Raw genomic sequence first — 18,605 nt, 5'->3', positions numbered from 1 at the left:
GATTACGCAGGTCTAAGACTGCCATGCTCACGGCCATCGGTTCGCATCGGCATGGAAGTGCCGTGGCTCAGCATGGTCCGGAGGGTCTCCGAACCGAGCAGCGGTGCCCAGTGGCCGGGGTCGGCGACCGTCCAGCCGGCGAGGAGGGCGGCGAACACGGGCCACTCCCGGACGAGTCCCGCGAGGGCGGGGTCGAGCCGCCCCGCGCCCTCGGGGGTACGGGCCCACAGGGCGCCGGCCCGGTGGGTGAGCTCCTTGGTGCGCGGCTCGCTGCGCCGGTCCGCGCCCTCGGCGGCGGCCGTCAGGAGGGCGTCCAGGACGGTGTGCTCCCCCGTCTCCGACTCGTAGCGCTCGTGCTCCAGGAGTACGTCGAGCAGTTCGGCCCGCAGATGACGGGAGGCACCGCTGCCGGGGGCCGCGAGAACCGGGGCGAGGGCCCGGCGCACCTGCGCGGGGCGGCCCCGGATCAGGCCGGTGACCAGCGGGAAGAGCACGGACCTGGCCGCCGGGCCGTCCTCGAACCGGCGGTCGACGAAGACGGCCACGTGGCCTGCGCCCTCGGGGTGGCGGGCGACGTAGTCGCGGACGAGGGCGGTGACGCGGCGGGCGAGCGCGGGCGTGTCGACCTCGGCGAGCGCCCGCAGGGCGGCGGCGGGAACCTCACCCGTGCCGTGCAGCCGGGCCCCGAAGGCGGCGAGCACCGGCCCGGGGTCGGCCGCCAGGGCCTCGGCGAGGGCGCCCGCGGGCACCCGGGGCTCGGCGAGGGCGCGGGGCAGATGGCGGGCGCGGGTGTGCGGGTCGCGGATCAGCAGGCCGAGGGCGGCGCCGTGGAGGGACTGGTCGCCGGGGCGGGCGAGCAGGGCGAGGGCGGCGAAGCGGAGGAGTTCCCGGTCGGCCGAGCCGGTGGCGTGTCCGGCGACCAGATGCCCGTAAGTGGCGGCGGCGACGCGCCGCTCGGGGCGCCCGTCGTCGTGGGCCCAGCGGTCGACGGCCCGGCAGACGGCGGAGGGCTCGTCCGCGGCGAGGGCGGCGAGGAGCCCGTCGGCGAGCGGGTGGGCGGTGGCGACGAGCGCCTCGCACAGGTCGTCGACGGCGAGTGCCCGATGGGCGCGCAGCAGGGCCTGGGCCGCGCTGGCGACGGTGGCGCCCGGGACGGCGGGGAGGGGCCGGTCGTCGCCGAACCAGCGGCAGAGCAGCGGCTGGACGCCCCGGGGGTCGGCGGCGAGCAGGGCGTCGACCGCGTCGAGCGCCCGGTCGTCGCGGGCTTCCGGGCCGGGCGGCGGGTCCGCGGGCACGAGCCGCCGCAGCAGATCGATCCGCTCGTCCTCCCCGAGCGGGAGCCCCAGCCAGAACGCGGGCCCGAACCCGGCGAAGACCGCGTGCCGCTCGGCGTGGGCCCCGATCCGGTCCGCGAGCAGGCGCAGCACGGGCAGGTACGGCCGGGGGTCCCCCAGCCGGCGCACGCTCTCGCCGAACAGCCGGGCGGCCCACCAGGGCCCGTCGCCCGGCTCTCCGCCCTCCTCGCCGGCGAAGCCGTCGAGGGCCTCGACGAGCGCGGCGAGGCGGGGGGCGAGACCTGCCGGGCCGCGCTCGTGGTGGAGCAGCAGGAGGGCCTGGAGCACCGGGCCGATGCGGTGACGGGGGACGGGCGGGCGCGCCTCGGCGGGGGTCCGCTGCCGGGGGACGCCCGGCGCGGGCACGGGTGCGGGGCCGGGCACGGCGACAGGCCCGGGGGCGGACACGACGACGGGGCCGGGGGCGGGGACGGGGACGGGCGCGGGGCCGGCGGTGGGCGGCGACGGAGCGCGGGCAGCGGACGTCGGTGGGATCGGGGCACCGGGCTCCGGCGGGGGCGGGGCATCGGCCCCCGGGCCGAGCAGGGCCCGGAGCGCGCCGTCCAGGTCCAGATGGGCCGCCTGCACCCAGTCGGCCACCTCCTCGTGGGCGAAGCGGTAGCCGGAGCCCGCCGGGACGAGCAGCCCTTCGGTGAGGACGGCAGAGGCCCAGCCCTCCCGCCAGGGGAAGAGCTCCTCGAAGGAGGCCCGGTCGAGGACGCCGTGCCCCGGGCCGAGACAGCGGCGGGCCGCCTCGTGGACCTGGCCGGTCACGCGCGCGGCGAGCCGGCGTACGGCGGCCCCCCGGACGAGGGGCCGGGAGCCCGCCGCGATCCGGACGGCGGTCCGCAGACACATCAGGTCCAGATAGGCGGTGAAGATCTCCTCGCGCCCGGGCCTCCCCGGCACGTCCCCCGGCAGCGCGGTCCGTACCTCGGCGAGCAGCCGCAGGGCGAGCGGGTGGCGGGCGTCGGCCTCGGCGAGGTCCGCCTCCCCGATCCCGTACCCCTCGCGCACGGACCGCGCCTCCGTCTCCGAGTACGACCCGAGGACGAGGGCGGCGGGCAGTCCGGCGCCGGGGCCGGTCGCCGGCCGGTGCAGGGCCCGCGGGTTGTAGAGGGCGCCGGCCCGCTCCCAGTGCTCGGGGCGGCATGCCGTGACGAGATGGACGTGGTGGGCGCGGAGCCAGGCCTCGGTGGCCGTCGTCCAGTCGGCGAGCCGGTGGGCGAGGAGCGGGGGCATCTCCTCGGGGCCGTCGAGGAGGACGAGCAGCGGGCGGCCCGCCGCGTGGGCGAGGGCGGCGGCCCGCTCCGGGGTGGCGGTGGTGGTGTCGCCGGACGCCCCGGAGGCCGCGACGATCCGGCCCGCCTGGTGCAGGGCGCGGCCGACGGCGTCGGCGAGCGAGCCGTCCTCGGCGCGCAGGTCGGCGCCGCGCAGCCGGACGGTGGGGGCGGGTGCGACCCCCCGGGCGCGCCGGGCGCAGAGGGCGGCGAGGGCGGTCGTACGGCCGGTGCCGGGGGCGCCGACGAGCGCCAGGACCGGCACCTCGCCGGCGGTGAAGCGGGCGAACTCCCGGACGCAATCGGGGCGTTCGACGGGCTCGGGCCAGGGGTCGGGTTCCGGTGCGGGCCCGGTGGAGGTGGCGGTGAGCTCCAGGATTCCGGCGAGGTTGAGGTCGGGGCCGTAGGCGGGGACGGTGGCCGCGTTGCGCCGCAGGAGGGCGGAGAGGGGGCCCGCCGGCCGGAGCGGCACCGCGTATCCGGCGCCCTGGCGGTCGCCGTGCAGGGCGGTGCCGAGGACGGCGAGGACGGTGCCGGTGGTGGTGTCGAGGACGGGACCGCCCGCGGCGTCTCCGCCGAGCCGGAGCGCCTCGGCCCCCTCGGTGCCGATGACGAGTTCGAGGGCGTCGGCGAGGGTGTGGAAGCGGTCGGTGGCGGTGTACGTGACGGCCGCCGGGCCGAGGACGCGCGCCTCGCGCCAGCCGTGGGCGGCGATCCGTACGTAGGTGCCGGGCTCGATCTCGGCGCGGGTCGCGACCGGCAGCGGTCGGACTCCGAGCCCTTCGGTCCGTACGAGCGCGAGGCCGCTCTCCGGCAGGGCGGTGACGGCCTCGGCCTCGGCGAGCCAGGTCCGGTCGCCGGGGGCGTGCAGGACGACACGGCTCAGCCCGTCGACGGCTTCGTGACTGGTGACGACCGTTCCGTGGTGGTCGGCGAGGAATCCGGTGCCGCGAGGCCGGCCCGCCAGATCGCAGATCCGTACCAGCGTCGCCAGGTCCCCGCGTCCCATGGAGTCGACGGTAGGTCGCCGGTGATCACGCGAAGAACCAGGAAGGGAAACGCGCCCCCGGTCACTCCCCCGTTCACTCCGAGCGCCTCCCTGATCGGGTGATTCTCCGGCGTTCGGCGGGACAGGCTCCGGCAGGGGGAGACAAGTGGGGGGGGGGGCACGCGCGCGTGCCCGCCCCACAGCCGGCCGTGAACCGTCCGGATCAGCCGAAGACGGCGAGGCTCTTGGCCTTGCCCCGCTGGTCCTCCACGAGCGCCAGCAGCGTCCCGTCGGGCCCGAAGACCGCGACCGGACCGGCCGGGTACTCCGGCATCTCCAGGCGGACGCCGTTGAGCAGCAGCTTGGCCCGCTTCTCGTCGACCTCCCACCGGGGGAACGCCGCCGAGGCCGCGTCGGCGACCGGCATGACCGTCAGCTCCTGCTGGAGCTGGTCGAGGGTCTTCGCCGCGTCCAGCTTGTACGGCCCGACCCGGGTGCGGCGCAGCGCGGTCAGATGACCGCCCACGCCGAGCCCCGCGCCGAGGTCCCGGGCGAGCGCCCGGATGTACGTACCGGAGGAGCAGACGACGGAGACGACCAGGTCGACGACGGGGGTGCCGTCCTCGGCGGTCGCCTCACGGACGTCGTACACCTGGAAGGAGGAGACGGTGACCGGGCGGGCCGGGATCTCGAACTCCTCGCCGCCGCGCACACGGGCGTACGACCGCTTGCCGTCGATCTTGATCGCGGAGACCTTCGACGGCACCTGCATGATGGCGCCGGTCAGCTCGGCGACGCCCGCGTCGATGCCCTCGCGGGTCACCTTGGAGGCGTCGACGGAGGCCGTGATCTCGCCCTCGGCGTCGTCGGTGACCGTCGTCTGGCCCAGGCGGATCGTGCCCAGGTACTCCTTCTCGGTCAGCGCGAGGTGACCGAGGAGCTTCGTCGCCCGCTCCACGCCGAGGACGAGGACGCCGGTGGCCATGGGGTCGAGCGTGCCGGCGTGGCCCACCCGGCGGGTCTTCGCGATCCCCCGCATCTTGGCCACGACGTCGTGCGAGGTGAAGCCCGACGGCTTGTCGACGATGACAAGGCCGTCGGGCGTGCGTGCTGCGTTGCTCATTCGGCGGCTTCGTCCTCGCCCGGCTTCTTGTAGGGGTCGGCGTCGCCCGCGAAGTGGGCGCCCGAGGACGCCTCCCGCACCTGGGCGTCCGAGGCCCGCGCCTTGTCGAGGAGGTCCTCGATCGTCTTGGCGTTCTCCGGGAGGGCGTCGGCCACGAAGGCCAGGGTGGGGGTGAACTTGGTCCCCGCCGCGCGGCCCACGGCCGAACGGAGGATGCCCTTGGCGCTCTCCAGTCCGGCTGCGGCGCTCGCCCGCTCCTCGTCGTCGCCGTAGACCGTGTAGAAGACCGTGGCCTCCCGCAGGTCGCCGGTGACGCGGGTGTCCGTGATGGTCACGTGCGTGCCCAGGCGGGGGTCCTTGATGCCGCGCTGCAGCTTCTCGGCGACCACCTCCCGGATGAGGTCTGCCAGCTTCTTCGCCCGCGCGTTGTCGGCCACTGGTCCTTCTCCTTCTTTGCCTTGCTCAATCAGTCTTCATCAGTGTGGAGCCTGCGGCGCACCGACAGCAGCTCCACCTCGGGACGCGCGGCGACGAGCCGCTCGCACCGGTCCAGTACGTCGCTGAGGTGTCCCGGATCCCCCGACACCATCGCGACGCCGATCTCGGCCCGCCGATGGAGGTTCTGGCCGCCGACCTCCGCCACGCTCACCGCGAATTTCCGCTGGAGCTCGGCCACGATCGGCTTGACGACGGAGCGTTTCTCCTTCAACGAACGTACGTCGCCGAGGAGCAGATCGAAGGACAGTGTCCCCACATACATGTATGTCCGGATGTCCCGCCGGTTCGGGTTCGGTGCCCGCCGACCACTCGGCGGGGACACCGAAACCGTACACGCAACGGCCGGGGCCGATCGACGGAATACTTTCCGCCGACCGGCCCCGGCTCACTGCTGCGATCGGACGCGATCAGGCGCGCGGCTTCTCGCGCATCTCGTACGTCGCGATGACGTCGTCGATCTTGATGTCGTTGAAGTTTCCGAGGTTGATACCGCCCTCGAAGCCTTCGCGGATCTCGGTGACGTCGTCCTTGAAGCGGCGCAGACCGTGGATCGTGAGGTCCTCGGCGATGACCTTGCCGTCGCGGACGAGGCGCGCCTTGGTGTTGCGCTTGACCTCGCCGGAGCGGATGAGGACACCGGCGATGTTGCCCAGCTTGGACGAGCGGAAGACCTCGCGGATCTCCGCCGTACCGAGCTCGACCTCTTCGTACTCCGGCTTGAGGAGGCCCTTGAGCGCCGCCTCGATCTCCTCGATCGCCTGGTAGATGACCGAGTAGTACCGGACGTCGACGCCCTCGCGCTCCGCCATCTGCGCGGCACGGCCGGCCGCACGGACGTTGTAGCCGATGACGATGGCGTCGGAGCCCATGGCCAGGTCGATGTCCGACTCGGTGACCGCACCCACACCGCGGTGCAGGACACGGATGTCGACCTCTTCGCCGACGTCGAGCTGGAGCAGCGAGGCCTCGAGGGCCTCGACCGCACCGGACGCGTCGCCCTTGATGATGAGGTTGAGTTCCTGGACGAGACCGGCCTTGAGCACCTTGTCGAGGTCCTCGAGGGACACCCGGCGGACGCGCTTGGCGAAGGCGGCGTTGCGCTCACGCGCAGCGCGCTTCTCGGCGATCTGACGGGCCGTACGGTCCTCGTCGACGACCAGGAGGTTGTCGCCGGCACCCGGGACGTTGGTGAGACCCAGGACGAGGACGGGAGTCGACGGAGTCGCCTCCTCGACGTTGTTGCCCTTGTCGTCGAGCATCGCCCGGACGCGGCCGTACGCGTCGCCGACCACCACGGTGTCGCCGATGCGCAGCGTTCCGCGCTGGACCAGGACGGTCGAGACGGCACCGCGACCGCGGTCGAGGTGGGACTCGATCGCAATACCCTGCGCGTCCTGGTTCGGGTTGGCCCGCAGGTCGAGCGAGGCGTCCGCGGTGAGGACCACGGCCTCCAGCAGGGAGTCGATGTGCAGACCCTGCTTGGCGGAGATGTCGACGAACATCGTGTCGCCGCCGTACTCCTCGGCCACCAGACCGAACTCGGTCAGCTGACCGCGGACCTTGGTCGGGTCCGCACCCTCGACGTCGATCTTGTTGACCGCGACGACGATCGGGACGCCGGCGGCCTTGGCGTGGTTGAGCGCCTCGATCGTCTGCGGCATGACGCCGTCGTTGGCCGCGACCACGAGGATCGCGATGTCGGTCGACTTCGCACCACGGGCACGCATGGCGGTGAACGCCTCGTGACCCGGGGTGTCGATGAAGGTGATGCGACGCTCTTCGCCGTTGACCTCGGTACCCACCTGGTAGGCACCGATGTGCTGGGTGATGCCACCGGCCTCGCCCGCGACGACGTTCGTCTTGCGGATCGCGTCGAGAAGTCGGGTCTTACCGTGGTCGACGTGACCCATGACGGTGACGACCGGCGGACGGGAGACCAGAGCCTCTTCGCCGCCCTCGTCCTCGCCGAACTCGATGTCGAAGGACTCGAGGAGCTCGCGGTCCTCCTCCTCCGGCGAGACGATCTGAACGGTGTAGTTCATCTCCTCGCCGAGCATCGTCAGCGTGTCGTCGGAGACGGACTGCGTGGCCGTGACCATCTCACCGAGGTTCATCATCACCGCGACGAGCGACGCCGGGTTGGCGCCGATCTTCTCGGCGAAGTCGGTGAGGGAGGCACCGCGCGACAGACGAATGACCTCGCCGCCACCGCGGGGAAGCATCACGCCGCCCACGGACGGGGCCTGCATGGCCTCGTACTCCTGGCGCCTCTGACGCTTCGACTTGCGACCACGACGCGCGGGACCGCCGGGACGACCGAAGGCGCCCTGCGTGCCACCACGTCCACCCGGACCGCCGGGACGGCCACCGAAGCCACCGGGACGACCGCCGAAGCCGCCGCCACCGCCGCCGGGACCACCCGGACGACCGCCGCCGCCACCGGGACCACCGGGACGACCGGCGAAGCCGCCGCCGCCACCGCCGGGACCGGCCGGACGACCGGCGAAGCCGGGACGACCGCCGCCGCCACCGCCGGGACCACCCGGACGGCCGCCGGGGCCACCGGGACCACGGCCACCGCCGCCGGGACCGGGACGCGGGCCGGCAGCGGGACGCTGCGGCATCATGCCCGGGTTGGGACGGTTACCGCCGGGCGCGCCGCCCGGACGGGGAGCCTGCGGGCGAGGCATGCCACCGGGGGTGGGACGCGCGCCGCCCTGACCCTGCGGGCGCGGGGCGCCACCGGGGCCACCCTGCGGACGCGGGGCGCCCGGAGCGGCACCGGGGCCGCCGGGACGGGGAGCGCCGCCACCCGGACGGGGCGTCTGCGGACGCGCCATGCCGGTGGAGCCACCCGAGGTGAAGGGGTTGTTGCCCGGACGCGGACCGGCCGGACGGGCACCGCCCGGACGCGGAGCGCCCTGGCCCTGCGGACGCGGGGCACCCTGGCCCTGCGGACGCGGCGCACCCTGGCCCGGACGGGCCGGACGCTCGGGGCGGTCGCCGGTGGGACGGGGTCCCTGGGCGGCGCCACCGGGGCGCTGACCGGCGGCGGGAGCCGCCGGCGGCGCGGTGAACTCGGGGGCGGCCGGAGCCGGGGTGACCGGCTTGGGCGCGGGCTTCGGGCCCGGGCGGGGGCCCGAGGCGGCCGGAGCCTGGGAGGGGGTGCTGCTCGCGGCGGGCGCGGCCGGAGTGACCGGGGCCGGCGCCGCAGGCGCCGCGGGGGCCGGCTTGGGGGCCGGGGCGCCGGGCTTGGGGGCAGCGGGACGAGCCGCGGCGGCCGGAGACGGCGCCGCGGGAGAGGGCGCCGCCTTGCGGGGCGCGCCGGGCTTGGCAGCGGTCTTGCCGGCGTTGCCGCCGGGACCCTGCAAAGCGTCAGTCAACTTGCGCACGACCGGCGCCTCGATCGTCGAGGACGCCGAACGGACGAATTCACCGAGTTCCTGGAGCTTGGCCATGACGACCTTGCTCTCCACACCGAACTCCTTGGCGAGTTCGTATACCCGGACCTTAGCCACTTTGCTCCTTTGTGAGGTCCGGGTTACCGCCGGACCGTCGCTACTTCATGGGCGTACTCATCGCGTACTCATCGAGTGCTCATCGCAATCTCGACCTACTTCCAACTCGCGAGGTACCTGACCGCACGGTGTTCCGTGCCGTACTTCTTGTTTCACTGCGGTGCCGGCTGTTCGACGTGCTGACGCAGTTCCGCTGTTTCGAGCGGGCCCTGGACCTTGAAGGCTCTCGGGAACGCCCGGCGGCGGACCGCCAGATCGAGACAAGCCACGGCGGGGTGCACGTACGCACCCCGGCCGGGCAGCGTACCGCGATGATCAGGAACGCACTCGTCCTTGTTCACCACGATCCGCAGCAGATCGCTCTTGGCCGCTCGCTCCCGGCACCCCACACAGGTTCGCTCAGGGCACGCGCGGGCATGCGTCCGGCCAGACACGATTAAGTCTACCTCCCCGTACCGACCTCACCTGTTCGGGGCAAGAATCGAACACTCGTTGGCCAAAAAACGGCTCAGTCCTCGGAACCGCTCGGCTCCGTGTCCGGACGGATGTCGATCCGCCATCCGGTGAGACGCGCGGCGAGGCGGGCGTTCTGGCCCTCCTTGCCGATCGCCAGCGACAGCTGGTAGTCCGGCACCGTCACCCGCGCGGAGCGGGCGGCCATGTCGACGACCTCGACCCGGGAGACCCGGGCCGGGGAGAGGGCGTTCGCCACCATCTCGGCCGGGTCGTCCGACCAGTCGACGATGTCGATCTTCTCGCCGAGCAGCTCCGCCATCACATTGCGGACGCGGCTGCCCATCGGGCCGATGCAGGCACCCTTGGGGTTCAGACCCGAACGGGTGGAACGAACGGCGATCTTGGTGCGGTGACCGGCCTCACGGGCGATCGCCGCGATCTCGACCGAGCCGTCGGCGATCTCCGGCACCTCGAGGGCGAAGAGCTTCTTCACCAGATTGGGGTGGGTACGCGAAAGGGTGACGGACGGGCCGCGCACACCCTTCGCCACCCGGACGACGTACGTCCGCAGCCGCAGACCGTGCGTGTAGTCCTCGCCCGGCACCTGCTCCTGCACCGGAAGAATGGCCTCCAGCTTGTCGTCGAGCCGGACGAGGACGTTCTTCGGGTCCTTGCCCTGCTGCACGACACCGGCGACGACATCGCCCTCGCGGCGCGCGTACTCGCCGAACGTCACGTCGTTCTCCGCGTCGCGCAGACGCTGCTGGATCACCTGGCGGGCGGTGCTCGCGGCGATCCGGCCGAAGTCCGACGGGGTGTCGTCGAAGTCCTTGGGCTCCTGGCCCTCCTCCAGATCGGAGGGGTCTTCCTTCGCCCACACCGTCACGTGACCGGTGAGCCGGTCCAGCTCCACGCGCGCGTGGCGGCGGGCGTCGGGGGTGCGGTGGTAGGCGATGAGGAGGGCCGACTCGATCGCCTCGACCAGCAGGTCGAAGGAGATCTCCTTCTCATGCGCCAAGCCCTTGAGCAGCTTCACGTCGATGTCCACGGCTACGCCTCCTCTTCCTTCTTGTCCTTGCGGTTGAACTCGATCTCGACACGCGCCTTGACGATGTCGGCGAACTCGACCCGGCGGGCGGTGGGCTTGCGCCCCTTCACGCCCGGCACCTCGAGGTCGAGGCCGTTCTCGTCCACGGCGAGAATCCGTGCGACCAGTTCTTCGGTCTCGGCGAGCTGGAGCTTGACCAGACGGCCCGTGGCGCGCACGTAGTGGCGGTGCTGGGTCAGGGGGCGGTCGGCGCCGGGGGAACTGACTTCGAGGACGTACTCGCCCTCGCCCATCACGTCGGTCTCGTCGAGCTTCTCGGAGATCGCGCGGCTCAGCTCGGCACAGGCGTCCAGCTCCACGCCCTCGTCCGAATCGACGACGATCCTCACCAGTCCGCGGCGGCCGGCCCGGGACACCTCGATCTCTTCCAGATCCAGGTCCTTCGCGTGGACCAGCGGCTCCACGAGTCCGCGCAGCCTGTCGCTCTGGGTGGTGCTCATCCGGGTGACTCCTCGGCCGCGTGTGCTGTTGTGGGTTCGCCGCGTGTTCGTCGCGTGTCAGACCAAAGGGTATCCGGTCCCGGGGGGTGTTGCCGTCCACCGCCCCGGGGGCCGCGGGTACGCTCGCCTGCGGTGATCCCGACGATCTTCGACGACGTACCACGGCCGAGGGAGAGAGCGTGACGACGACGGGCAGGCGCGCACTCCTGACGGCGGGGGTCTCGGCCGCCGCCGCGGCGGCGCTCTCGGGCTGCACCTCGGAAGAGCCCGCCCCGAGGAAGCCCGGAGCCGCCGAACTGGAGGCCGAGCGGGTGGCACGCGCCGAGGCGGCCCTCCGGCTGCGCTCCGTGGCCGCCTCCAGGACCCTGCTGGAACGTTACGACGCCGCCCTCGCCGCGCACCCGGCCCTCGCACCCCGGCTGAACCCGCTGCGGCGCTCGGTGGCGGCGCACGCCGTGGCCCTCGGCGAGGGCGGTACGACGGTACGGCCGGCGACGGCCGCCCCGGCCTCTACCTCCTCTGCCTCTGCCTCTGCCTCTGCCTCTGCGAAGCCCACCGCCTCCCCCGTGCCCGTGGCCACCGACCCCCGGGCCGCGCTGAGGGAACTCGCGGCGGCCGAACGCACGGCCTCCGACGCGCACACCGCCGCGCTGCTCACCGCCCCGCCCGAGTACGCCCGGCTGCTCGCCTCGGTGGCCGCGGCCGGCGCCGCGCACGCCTATCTGCTGACCGAAGGAGCCCGGGCATGAGCGCCCTCGACGCGACCCAGGCCGCGCTGGCCGCCGAGCACGCGGCGGTGTACGGGTACGGGGTCGTCGGCGGCCGGATCGGCACGGAACGCCGGGCCGAGGCCACGGCCGCGTACGAGGCCCACCGGGCACACCGGGACGCGCTGCGCAGGGCCGTCCGCGACCTCGGCGGCACACCGGTGATGGCGGAGGCCGCGTACGAGCTGCCGTTCCGGGTCGCGGACCCGGCCGGCGCCGTACGACTCGCCGCCGTCCTCGAGGACCGGGTGGCCGGGGTCTACTCCGACCTCGTCCGGGCCTCCGAGGGCCGCGGGCGGCGCGAGGCGGCCGCCGCGCTCCGGGAGGCGGCGGTACGCGCGGTCCGATGGCGCGGCAGCGACGTAACCTTTCCTGGGCTCGCCGAGCGGGTGTGAGTCCGGCCCCGACCGAAGGAACAACGTACGCATGGGTTTCGAACCGCCGCAGCGACTGGTCAGGACGCTCGGTGAGACGTACGGGGAAGCCGTCGCGGCCGAGTGGCTCGGGAAGCTGCCCGAGCTCGCCGGCCGGGTGCTGGACCACGCGTCCCTGGAGACCGAACGGGTGATGGCACCCGGCGGACGGAGCAGCCTGGTGGTGCTCGTCCGGCGGCCCGACGGCTCCCCCGCCGCGCTCAAGATCGCTCCCCCGTTCGCCCGGCCGGACCGGGAACGGGAGGCGCTCGCGCACTGGAACGGCTGGGGCGCGGTCCAGCTCCTCGACGTCGCGGAAGAGGGCGCGCTCGTCCTCGAACGGCTGCACCCCGAGGTGTCGCTCCGCTCCCTTCCGGAGGCGAAGGCGCTCCTGGAGGCGGCGGGAACCGTACGCAAACTGTGGGTCGAGCCCGCGCCGGAGCACGGCTTCGAGACGGTGGCCGAGCGGACCGCCCGGCAGGCGGCGGCGATGGCCCCCCACCTGTCCGGGGCGGGGACCTCCGAGCTCACGGCGGCGGCGCTCGCCGCCCGCGAGGAGCTCGTGGCCGCCTCCGCCGAGACCCTGCTGCTGCACGGGAACTTCCGGCAGGGCAAGGTGCTCGCCGGGGACCGGACGCCCTGGCTGGCCGTCGGCCCGGAGCCGCTGGTGGGTGAGCGGGCGTACGACCTGGCGCGGCTGGTGCGCGACCGGGTCGAGGACCTGGTGGCCGCCTCCTCGGGCGCCTCGGCGGCCCGTCGGCGGGTCAACAAGCTGGCGGACTCCCTGGACCTCGACCGGGAGCGGCTGCGCGGCTGGACCCTGTTCCGGGCGGTCGAATCGGGGACGCGGGCGCTGACCGCGGGGCGCCGGCAGGACGCCGAGCTGCTTCTGGAGTTCGCGAGCTGGCTGTAGGGGAATACCCTCTTTGTACCGTTCGGCTCAAGTCCAGGGGGCCGCGATGATCGAAGAACTGCTGGTGGCCGTGGCCGGCGCGGCCGCGGCGGCCGCCGTGTACGCGGGTGCGGCGGCGCGCGTCGTAAAGCAGTACGAGCGAGGCGTCGTCTTCCGCTTCGGGCGGCTGCGCGACGACGTGCGGTCGCCCGGATTCACGATGATCGTTCCGCTCGTCGACCGCCTGCACAAGGTCAACATGCAGATCGTCACCATGCCCGTGCCCGCGCAGGAGGGCATCACCCGGGACAACGTGACGGTACGGGTCGACGCGGTCGTGTACTTCAAGGTGGTCGACGCGGCCGACGCGCTGATACGGGTCGAGGACTACAAGTTCGCGGTCTCCCAGATGGCGCAGACCTCGCTGCGGTCGATCATCGGCAAGAGCGACCTCGACGATCTGCTCTCCAACCGCGAGAAGCTCAACCAGGGGCTCGAACTGATGCTCGACAGCCCGGCGATGGGCTGGGGCGTCGCCATCGACCGCGTCGAGATCAAGGACGTCTCGCTGCCCGAGACGATGAAGCGCTCGATGGCGCGGCAGGCGGAGGCGGACCGGGAACGCCGGGCCCGGGTCATCAACGCGGACGCGGAACTCCAGGCCTCGAAGAAGCTGGCGGAGGCGGCGGAGGTGATGTCCGACCAGCCGGCGGCGCTGCAGCTGAGGCTGCTGCAGACGGTGGTGGCGGTCGCCGCGGAGAAGAACTCGACGCTGGTGCTGCCGTTCCCGGTGGAGCTGCTGCGCTTCCTGGAACGCTCGACGGCGGGGCCTGTGGGTGCCGCTGCCACCGGAACCGCGGCCGGGACCGCGGCCGGCGCGAGCGAGGCGGCTGCCGTGACACGGCCGTTCAGCGAGGCGTACCTGAGGGGTGCGGCCGACGCGGCGGCGCGGGTGGAGCCGGTGGGGGACCTGACGGGAGCGTCGGTGGAACCCGTCCCGACGGAGGACGGGGCCTGAACCCCGTCCCACGCTGTGGGCGACGGTTGCGCCGGGGCAGGGGCGAAGCCGGACGAGGCCCTGCGCCGGGCGGCGGCGCGGGAGCCGGACGCGTCTCGGCCCGCACACGGCGGGCGCGGGACCCCACGGACACGGGACGGCGGTGCCGCCCGGGTGGTGGGTGACGCCCGCGCGGAGTGGACCGTCAGGGCCGTACGCGGCGGGAGCGAGGGGTCGCGCCCGCTCCCGCCGCGGGTGTCCGGCGTCAGGCGGTGAGGCGGGCGATCGCCTCGTCGACGGTCAGTTCCTCGCGCTCGCCCGTCCGGCGGTCCTTCAGCTCCACGACGCCCTCGCCCGAGCGGCGGCCCGCCACCAGGATCTTCGGGACGCCCATGAGCTCCGCGTCGGTGAACTTCACGCCCGGGGAGACGCCCGCGCGGTCGTCGACCAGGACGCGCAGGCCGGCGGCGGCCAGCTTGTCGGAGACCTCCAGGGCCAGCTCGGTCTGGAGGGCCTTGCCGGCGGCGACGACGTGGACGTCGGCCGGGGCGACCTCGGCGGGCCAGCACAGGCCCTTCTCGTCGGCGGTCTGCTCGGCGAGCGCGGCGACGGCGCGCGAGACGCCGATGCCGTACGACCCCATGGTCACGCGGACGGGCTTGCCGTTCTGGCCGAGGACGTCGAGCTTGAGGGCGTCGGCGTACTTACGGCCCAGCTGGAAGATGTGGCCGATCTCGATGGCGCGGTCCAGCTTCAGGCCGGTGCCGCACTTGGGGCACGGGTCACCCTCCTGGACGACCACGACGTCGACGTACTCGGAGACCTCGAAGTCACGGCCCGCGACGACGTTCTTCGCGTGCATCCCGTCCTTGTTGGCGCCCGTGATCCACGCGGTGCCCGGCGCCACGCGCGGGTCGGCGATGTACGTGACCTTCTCCAGGCCCTGCGGACCGACGTAGCCGCGGACGAGGTCCGCGCGCTCGGCGAAGTCGGTCTCGGTGACCATCTCGACGGTCGCAGGGGCGAAGTGCTCCTCGACCTTGCCCAGGTCGACCTCGCGGTCGCCGGGGACGCCGACGGCGACGATCTCGCCGTCGACCTTCACCAGGAGGTTCTTCAGCGTGGCGGAGGCCGGGACGCCGAGGGAGGCGGCCAGGGTCTCGATGGTCGGGGTGTCGGGGGTGGGGATCTCCTCGGCGGCCGGGACGGCGGAGCCGTCGACCGTCTGCAGCTCGTAGGAGATCGCCTCGGTGTTCGCCGCGAAGTCGCAGTTCGGGCAGTCGGCGAAGGTGTCCTCGCCGGCCTCGGCCGGGGCGAGGAACTCCTCGGACTTCGAGCCGCCCATGGCGCCGGCGGTGGCGGCGACGATGCGGTAGTCGAGGCCGAGGCGCTCGAAGACGCGCTGGTAGGCCTGGCGGTGCAGGGCGTAGGACTTGGCGAGGCCCTCGTCCTCCGTGTCGAAGGAGTAGGAGTCCTTCATGAGGAACTCACGGCCGCGCAGGATGCCGGCGCGGGGGCGGGCCTCGTCACGGAACTTGTTCTGGATCTGGTAGAGGATGACCGGCAGGTCCTTGTAGGACGAGCACTGGTCCTTCACGAGGAGGGTGAAGATCTCCTCGTGCGTCGGGCCGAGGAGGTAGTCCCCGCCCTTGCGGTCCTGGAGGCGGAAGAGCTCGGCGCCGTACTCGTCCCAGCGGCCGGTCGCCTCGTAGGGCTCGCGCGGCAGCAGCGCGGGGAGGGTGACCTCCTGCGCGCCGATGGCGTCCATCTCCTCGCGGACGATGCGCTCGATGTTGGAGAGGACCTTCTTGCCGAGCGGCAGCCAGCTCCAGATGCCGGCGGCGGTGCGACGCACGTAACCGGCGCGGACGAGGAGCTTGTGGCTGAGGACCTCGGCGTCGGCCGGGTCGTCGCGCAGCGTCTTCGCCATCAACTGGGACATGCGCTGGACCGGTGCGTTGGCCATGGTTCTCGTACTCCTGCCGGGTAAGGATGATGGCCCCGAGATTAGCCGGGCCTCCCCGGGTCGGAGAAATCAGTTCCGGCGCTTGAGCGGGAGGGGCGCGCCCATCACGGCGTACGGGCGGGCGGCGCTCGGGAAGTGCACCTGGCGGGCGAGGTCCTCGTAGCCGAGGGAGCGGTAGAGGCCGCGGGCCGGGCTCTCGGTGTCGATCGCGGAGAGGATCGAGCGCGGCTCGGCGGCCCCGTCGGTGATGGTGGTGATCAGCTCGCGGCCCACGCCGCGGCCCTGGTGGGCCGGGTGGACGTGGAGTTCGGTGATGACGAACGAGTCCTGGAGCCAGTCGGCGGTACCGGTGGCCCGCAGGTACGACTCGACCACGGTGGACCACCAGTGGGTGCGGTCGTTGGGCATCCCGTACACGAATCCGACGAGCTTTCCCTCGGCGGTGGTGGCCCCGTAGGCGCGGGCGCCGGGGCTCAGCAGGTGGCGCAGCACGATGTGGCGGCGTACGGCGATCTCGTCGTCGTCGAGGCCGAAGGCGAGCGCCTGCACGGCGAGTGCCTCGTCCACCCGGGCGGCGAGATTGACCGGTCCGATCATGACTTCTGCGTCATCCATGCGGCGCACCCTACAAGCGGCCGGTGCCTCAGAACAGCACGCTCATGAAGGCACCGGTCTCCTGGAAGCCGACGCGGCGGTACGAGGCCCTCGCCGGGGTGTTGTAGTCGTTCACGTACAGGCTCACCACGGGTGCGATGTCGGCCAGGGCGTACTGGAGGACGGCGGCCATGCCCGTCTCGGAGAGGCCCTTGCCGCGGTGCTCGGGGGCGACCCAGACGCCCTGGATCTGGCAGGCCTGGCGGGTGGCGGCGCCGATCTCGGCCTTGAAGACGACCTTGCCGTCCTCGATGCGGGCGAAGGAGCGGCCGGCGCCGACGAGCTCGGCGACCCGGGCCTGGTAGAGCAGTCCGCCGTCGTTGGCGAGCGGGGAGACGCCGACCTCCTCGGTGAACATGGCCACGCAGGCGGGCATGATGACGTCCATCTCGTCCTTGCGGACGCGGCGCACCAGAGGGTCGGGCACGACGGTGGTGGAGGGTCCCTCGGCGACCATCAGCGGCTGGCGGGCGCGGACGTCGCGCGCGGGGCCCCAGCTGGGCTCCAGGAGCCGCCACAGCTCGGTGGTGGGCTCGGCGGGGCCGACGATCGAGGAGCAGCGGCGGCCGGTTCTGCGGGCCCGGTCGGCGAAGGCGCGGACGGCCTCGGGCGTCGCGCAGAGGGGGACGAGGTTGGCGCCGGAGTAGCAGAGGGAGCGGAGCCGGCCCTCGCTGTACCAGCCCCACATCTCGCCGCCGAGGCGCCAGGGGTCGAGTCCTGCGACCTGGACGCGGGCGGTCACGAAGGCGTTCTCGACGGGGGCGCTCTCCAGGACGGCGAGTGCGGCGCCGAGGTCGGCGGGTTCGAGGACCCGGGTGGCGGGTTGTGTCAGCACGAAGGGGGGCCTCACCGTACGGTTCTACGTGGTCTCCGCACTTTACCCCCGCCCTTCTCTTTTGGGCTCGGTTCACCTCCGGGGCACCGGGGCGGAGGGGGGACCCCGCCGAGCGCGCGAAGCCCCTCCGCCCGGTGGGCGGAGGGGCTTCGGCGTCGGTGTGCGGGGCTCAGCCGGCGACGGCGACGGACGGTTCGCCGCTGGCGACGCCGTCCTTCTCCATCTGCTCGGCGATCTTCAGCGCCTCTTCGATGAGGGTCTCGACGATCTTCGACTCGGGGACGGTCTTGATGACCTCGCCCTTCACGAAGATCTGGCCCTTGCCGTTGCCGGAGGCGACGCCGAGGTCGGCCTCGCGGGCCTCGCCGGGGCCGTTGACGACACAGCCCATGACGGCCACGCGCAGCGGGACGGTCATGCCGTCGAGGCCGGCGGTGACCTCCTCCGCGAGCTTGTAGACGTCGACCTGGGCGCGGCCGCAGGACGGGCAGGAGACGATCTCCAGGCGGCGCTGGCGCAGGTTCAGCGACTCCAGGATCTGGATGCCGACCTTGATCTCCTCGGCCGGCGGCGCGGAGAGGGAGACGCGGATGGTGTCGCCGATGCCCTGGGCGAGCAGCGCGCCGAAGGCGACGGCCGACTTGATGGTGCCCTGGAAGGCGGGGCCGGCCTCGGTGACGCCGAGGTGCAGCGGGTAGTCGCACTGGGCGGCGAGCTGGCGGTAGGCCTCGACCATGACGACCGGGTCGTTGTGCTTGACCGAGATCTTGATGTCGCGGAAGCCGTGCTCCTCGAAGAGGCCGGCCTCCCAGAGGGCGGACTCGACGAGCGCCTCGGGGGTGGCCTTGCCGTACTTCTTCAGCAGACGGGCGTCGAGCGAGCCTGCGTTGACGCCGATGCGGATCGGGGTCCCGGCGTCGGAGGCCGCCTTGGCGATCTCCTTGACCTTGTCGTCGAACTGCTTGATGTTGCCCGGGTTGACGCGGACGGCGGCGCAGCCGGCGTCGATCGCGGCGAAGACGTACTTCGGCTGGAAGTGGATGTCGGCGATCACCGGGATCTGCGACTTCCGTGCGATGACCGCGAGGGCGTCGGCGTCGTCCTGGGTGGGACAGGCCACGCGGACGATCTGGCAGCCGGAGGCCGTCAGCTCGGCGATCTGCTGCAGGGTGGCGCCGATGTCGGACGTGCGGGTGGTGGTCATCGACTGCACGGAGACGGGTGCGTCACCGCCGACGGCCACGGTGCCGACCTGGATCTGCCGGCTCTTGCGCCGCTCGGCGAGCCGGGTCGGGACGGTCGGGATACCGAGAGAAATCGCGGTCATCTTTTGTGC

The 18,605-nt window shown here is 73.1% G+C and carries 16 protein-coding genes; 4 read left to right on the top strand and 12 right to left on the bottom strand.

The window, feature by feature from the left end; translation table 11 throughout:
- Positions 1–2: 2 nt before the first annotated feature.
- The 8 genes from IE311_RS08770 to rimP form a co-directional block, all read right to left on the bottom strand.
- Entirely contained in the window at positions 3–3,623 is a 3,621-nt protein-coding gene (locus IE311_RS08770) for a S1 family peptidase (protein WP_189830995.1), read from the bottom strand.
- Between the two features lie 202 nt (positions 3,624–3,825).
- On the bottom strand, positions 3,826–4,725 hold the full coding sequence (truB, locus tag IE311_RS08765) for a tRNA pseudouridine(55) synthase TruB (protein WP_189830994.1): 900 nt from the start codon (positions 4,723–4,725) through the stop codon (positions 3,826–3,828).
- Positions 4,722–5,162: a 30S ribosome-binding factor RbfA gene (gene rbfA / locus IE311_RS08760; RefSeq protein WP_030322427.1), complete on the bottom strand. Its 441-nt coding sequence runs from the start codon at positions 5,160–5,162 to the stop codon at positions 4,722–4,724. The genes truB and rbfA overlap by 4 nt, the downstream gene beginning before the upstream one ends.
- Before the next feature lie 29 nt (positions 5,163–5,191).
- Positions 5,192–5,485 (bottom strand): DUF503 domain-containing protein, encoded by a 294-nt coding sequence (locus IE311_RS08755; protein WP_189830993.1) that lies wholly within the window; start codon positions 5,483–5,485, stop codon positions 5,192–5,194.
- A gap of 145 nt (positions 5,486–5,630) precedes the next feature.
- Positions 5,631–8,741 (bottom strand): translation initiation factor IF-2, encoded by a 3,111-nt coding sequence (gene infB / locus IE311_RS08750; protein WP_189830992.1) that lies wholly within the window; start codon positions 8,739–8,741, stop codon positions 5,631–5,633.
- A gap of 152 nt (positions 8,742–8,893) precedes the next feature.
- Positions 8,894–9,175 carry a YlxR family protein gene (locus IE311_RS08745; protein WP_189830991.1) on the bottom strand — a complete coding sequence of 94 codons (282 nt, stop codon included), beginning with the start codon at positions 9,173–9,175 and terminating at the stop codon, positions 8,894–8,896.
- 74 nt (positions 9,176–9,249) lie between these two features.
- Positions 9,250–10,245: a transcription termination factor NusA gene (nusA, locus tag IE311_RS08740; protein ID WP_189830990.1), complete on the bottom strand. Its 996-nt coding sequence runs from the start codon at positions 10,243–10,245 to the stop codon at positions 9,250–9,252.
- A 2-nt stretch (positions 10,246–10,247) separates the two neighbouring features.
- Complete coding sequence (gene rimP / locus IE311_RS08735) at positions 10,248–10,745, bottom strand: ribosome maturation factor RimP (protein WP_189830989.1); 498 nt, start codon at positions 10,743–10,745, stop codon at positions 10,248–10,250.
- 179 nt (positions 10,746–10,924) lie between these two features.
- Here rimP and IE311_RS08730 point away from each other — a divergent pair, with 179 nt between their 5' ends.
- Genes IE311_RS08730 through IE311_RS08715 form a run of 4 tightly spaced genes read left to right on the top strand, consistent with a single transcriptional unit; the run spans position 10,925 to position 13,835 of the window.
- Positions 10,925–11,494 (top strand): hypothetical protein, encoded by a 570-nt coding sequence (locus tag IE311_RS08730; protein WP_189830988.1) that lies wholly within the window; start codon positions 10,925–10,927, stop codon positions 11,492–11,494.
- Positions 11,491–11,907, top strand: coding sequence for a ferritin-like domain-containing protein (locus tag IE311_RS08725; protein ID WP_189830987.1), 417 nt, complete (start codon positions 11,491–11,493; stop codon positions 11,905–11,907). The genes IE311_RS08730 and IE311_RS08725 overlap by 4 nt, the downstream gene beginning before the upstream one ends.
- A gap of 31 nt (positions 11,908–11,938) precedes the next feature.
- Positions 11,939–12,838 carry an aminoglycoside phosphotransferase family protein gene (locus tag IE311_RS08720; RefSeq protein ID WP_189830986.1) on the top strand — a complete coding sequence of 300 codons (900 nt, stop codon included), beginning with the start codon at positions 11,939–11,941 and terminating at the stop codon, positions 12,836–12,838.
- 46 nt (positions 12,839–12,884) lie between these two features.
- Positions 12,885–13,835 (top strand): slipin family protein, encoded by a 951-nt coding sequence (locus IE311_RS08715; RefSeq protein WP_189830985.1) that lies wholly within the window; start codon positions 12,885–12,887, stop codon positions 13,833–13,835.
- A 244-nt stretch (positions 13,836–14,079) separates the two neighbouring features.
- On the opposite strand, the gene IE311_RS08710 is transcribed toward IE311_RS08715, so the two are convergent.
- The 4 genes from IE311_RS08710 to ispG all read right to left on the bottom strand — a co-directional run bounded on the left by IE311_RS08710 (position 14,080) and on the right by ispG (position 18,596).
- The gene (locus tag IE311_RS08710; RefSeq protein WP_189830984.1) at positions 14,080–15,780 is read right to left on the bottom strand and encodes a proline--tRNA ligase; all 1,701 of its coding nucleotides are present in this window, start codon (positions 15,778–15,780) and stop codon (positions 14,080–14,082) included.
- A 69-nt stretch (positions 15,781–15,849) separates the two neighbouring features.
- Positions 15,850–16,395 (bottom strand): GNAT family N-acetyltransferase, encoded by a 546-nt coding sequence (locus tag IE311_RS08705; protein ID WP_189830983.1) that lies wholly within the window; start codon positions 16,393–16,395, stop codon positions 15,850–15,852.
- A gap of 28 nt (positions 16,396–16,423) precedes the next feature.
- A complete protein-coding gene (locus tag IE311_RS08700; protein WP_189830982.1) occupies positions 16,424–17,269 on the bottom strand; it encodes a GNAT family N-acetyltransferase in 846 nt (281 codons plus the stop codon).
- Positions 17,270–17,438: 169 nt separating this feature from the next.
- Entirely contained in the window at positions 17,439–18,596 is a 1,158-nt protein-coding gene (ispG, locus tag IE311_RS08695) for a flavodoxin-dependent (E)-4-hydroxy-3-methylbut-2-enyl-diphosphate synthase (protein ID WP_189830981.1), read from the bottom strand.
- Between the last annotated feature and the right edge of the window lie 9 nt (positions 18,597–18,605).

Origin of the sequence: Streptomyces zaomyceticus, assembly GCF_014656215.1 — a bacterium.
GTDB classification, from domain to species: Bacteria; Actinomycetota; Actinomycetes; order Streptomycetales; family Streptomycetaceae; genus Streptomyces; species Streptomyces zaomyceticus.
The sequence above is the reverse complement of the archived record's forward strand: the minus strand, read 5'-3'. Positions and strand labels throughout refer to the sequence as shown.

What these genes read in the sequence shown, in the direction of transcription:
- IE311_RS08770 (WP_189830995.1), bottom strand. Translation starts at nt 3,623, where the DNA reads ATGGGACGCGGGGACCTGGCGACGCTGGTACGGATCTGCGATCTGGCG.
- truB (WP_189830994.1), bottom strand. Translation starts at nt 4,725, where the DNA reads ATGAGCAACGCAGCACGCACGCCCGACGGCCTTGTCATCGTCGACAAG.
- IE311_RS08755 (WP_189830993.1), bottom strand. Translation starts at nt 5,485, where the DNA reads ATGTATGTGGGGACACTGTCCTTCGATCTGCTCCTCGGCGACGTACGT.
- rimP (WP_189830989.1), bottom strand. Translation starts at nt 10,745, where the DNA reads ATGAGCACCACCCAGAGCGACAGGCTGCGCGGACTCGTGGAGCCGCTG.
- IE311_RS08725 (WP_189830987.1), top strand. Translation starts at nt 11,491, where the DNA reads ATGAGCGCCCTCGACGCGACCCAGGCCGCGCTGGCCGCCGAGCACGCG.
- IE311_RS08720 (WP_189830986.1), top strand. Translation starts at nt 11,939, where the DNA reads ATGGGTTTCGAACCGCCGCAGCGACTGGTCAGGACGCTCGGTGAGACG.
- IE311_RS08715 (WP_189830985.1), top strand. Translation starts at nt 12,885, where the DNA reads ATGATCGAAGAACTGCTGGTGGCCGTGGCCGGCGCGGCCGCGGCGGCC.
- IE311_RS08710 (WP_189830984.1), bottom strand. Translation starts at nt 15,780, where the DNA reads ATGGCCAACGCACCGGTCCAGCGCATGTCCCAGTTGATGGCGAAGACG.
- IE311_RS08705 (WP_189830983.1), bottom strand. Translation starts at nt 16,395, where the DNA reads ATGGATGACGCAGAAGTCATGATCGGACCGGTCAATCTCGCCGCCCGG.
- ispG (WP_189830981.1), bottom strand. Translation starts at nt 18,596, where the DNA reads ATGACCGCGATTTCTCTCGGTATCCCGACCGTCCCGACCCGGCTCGCC.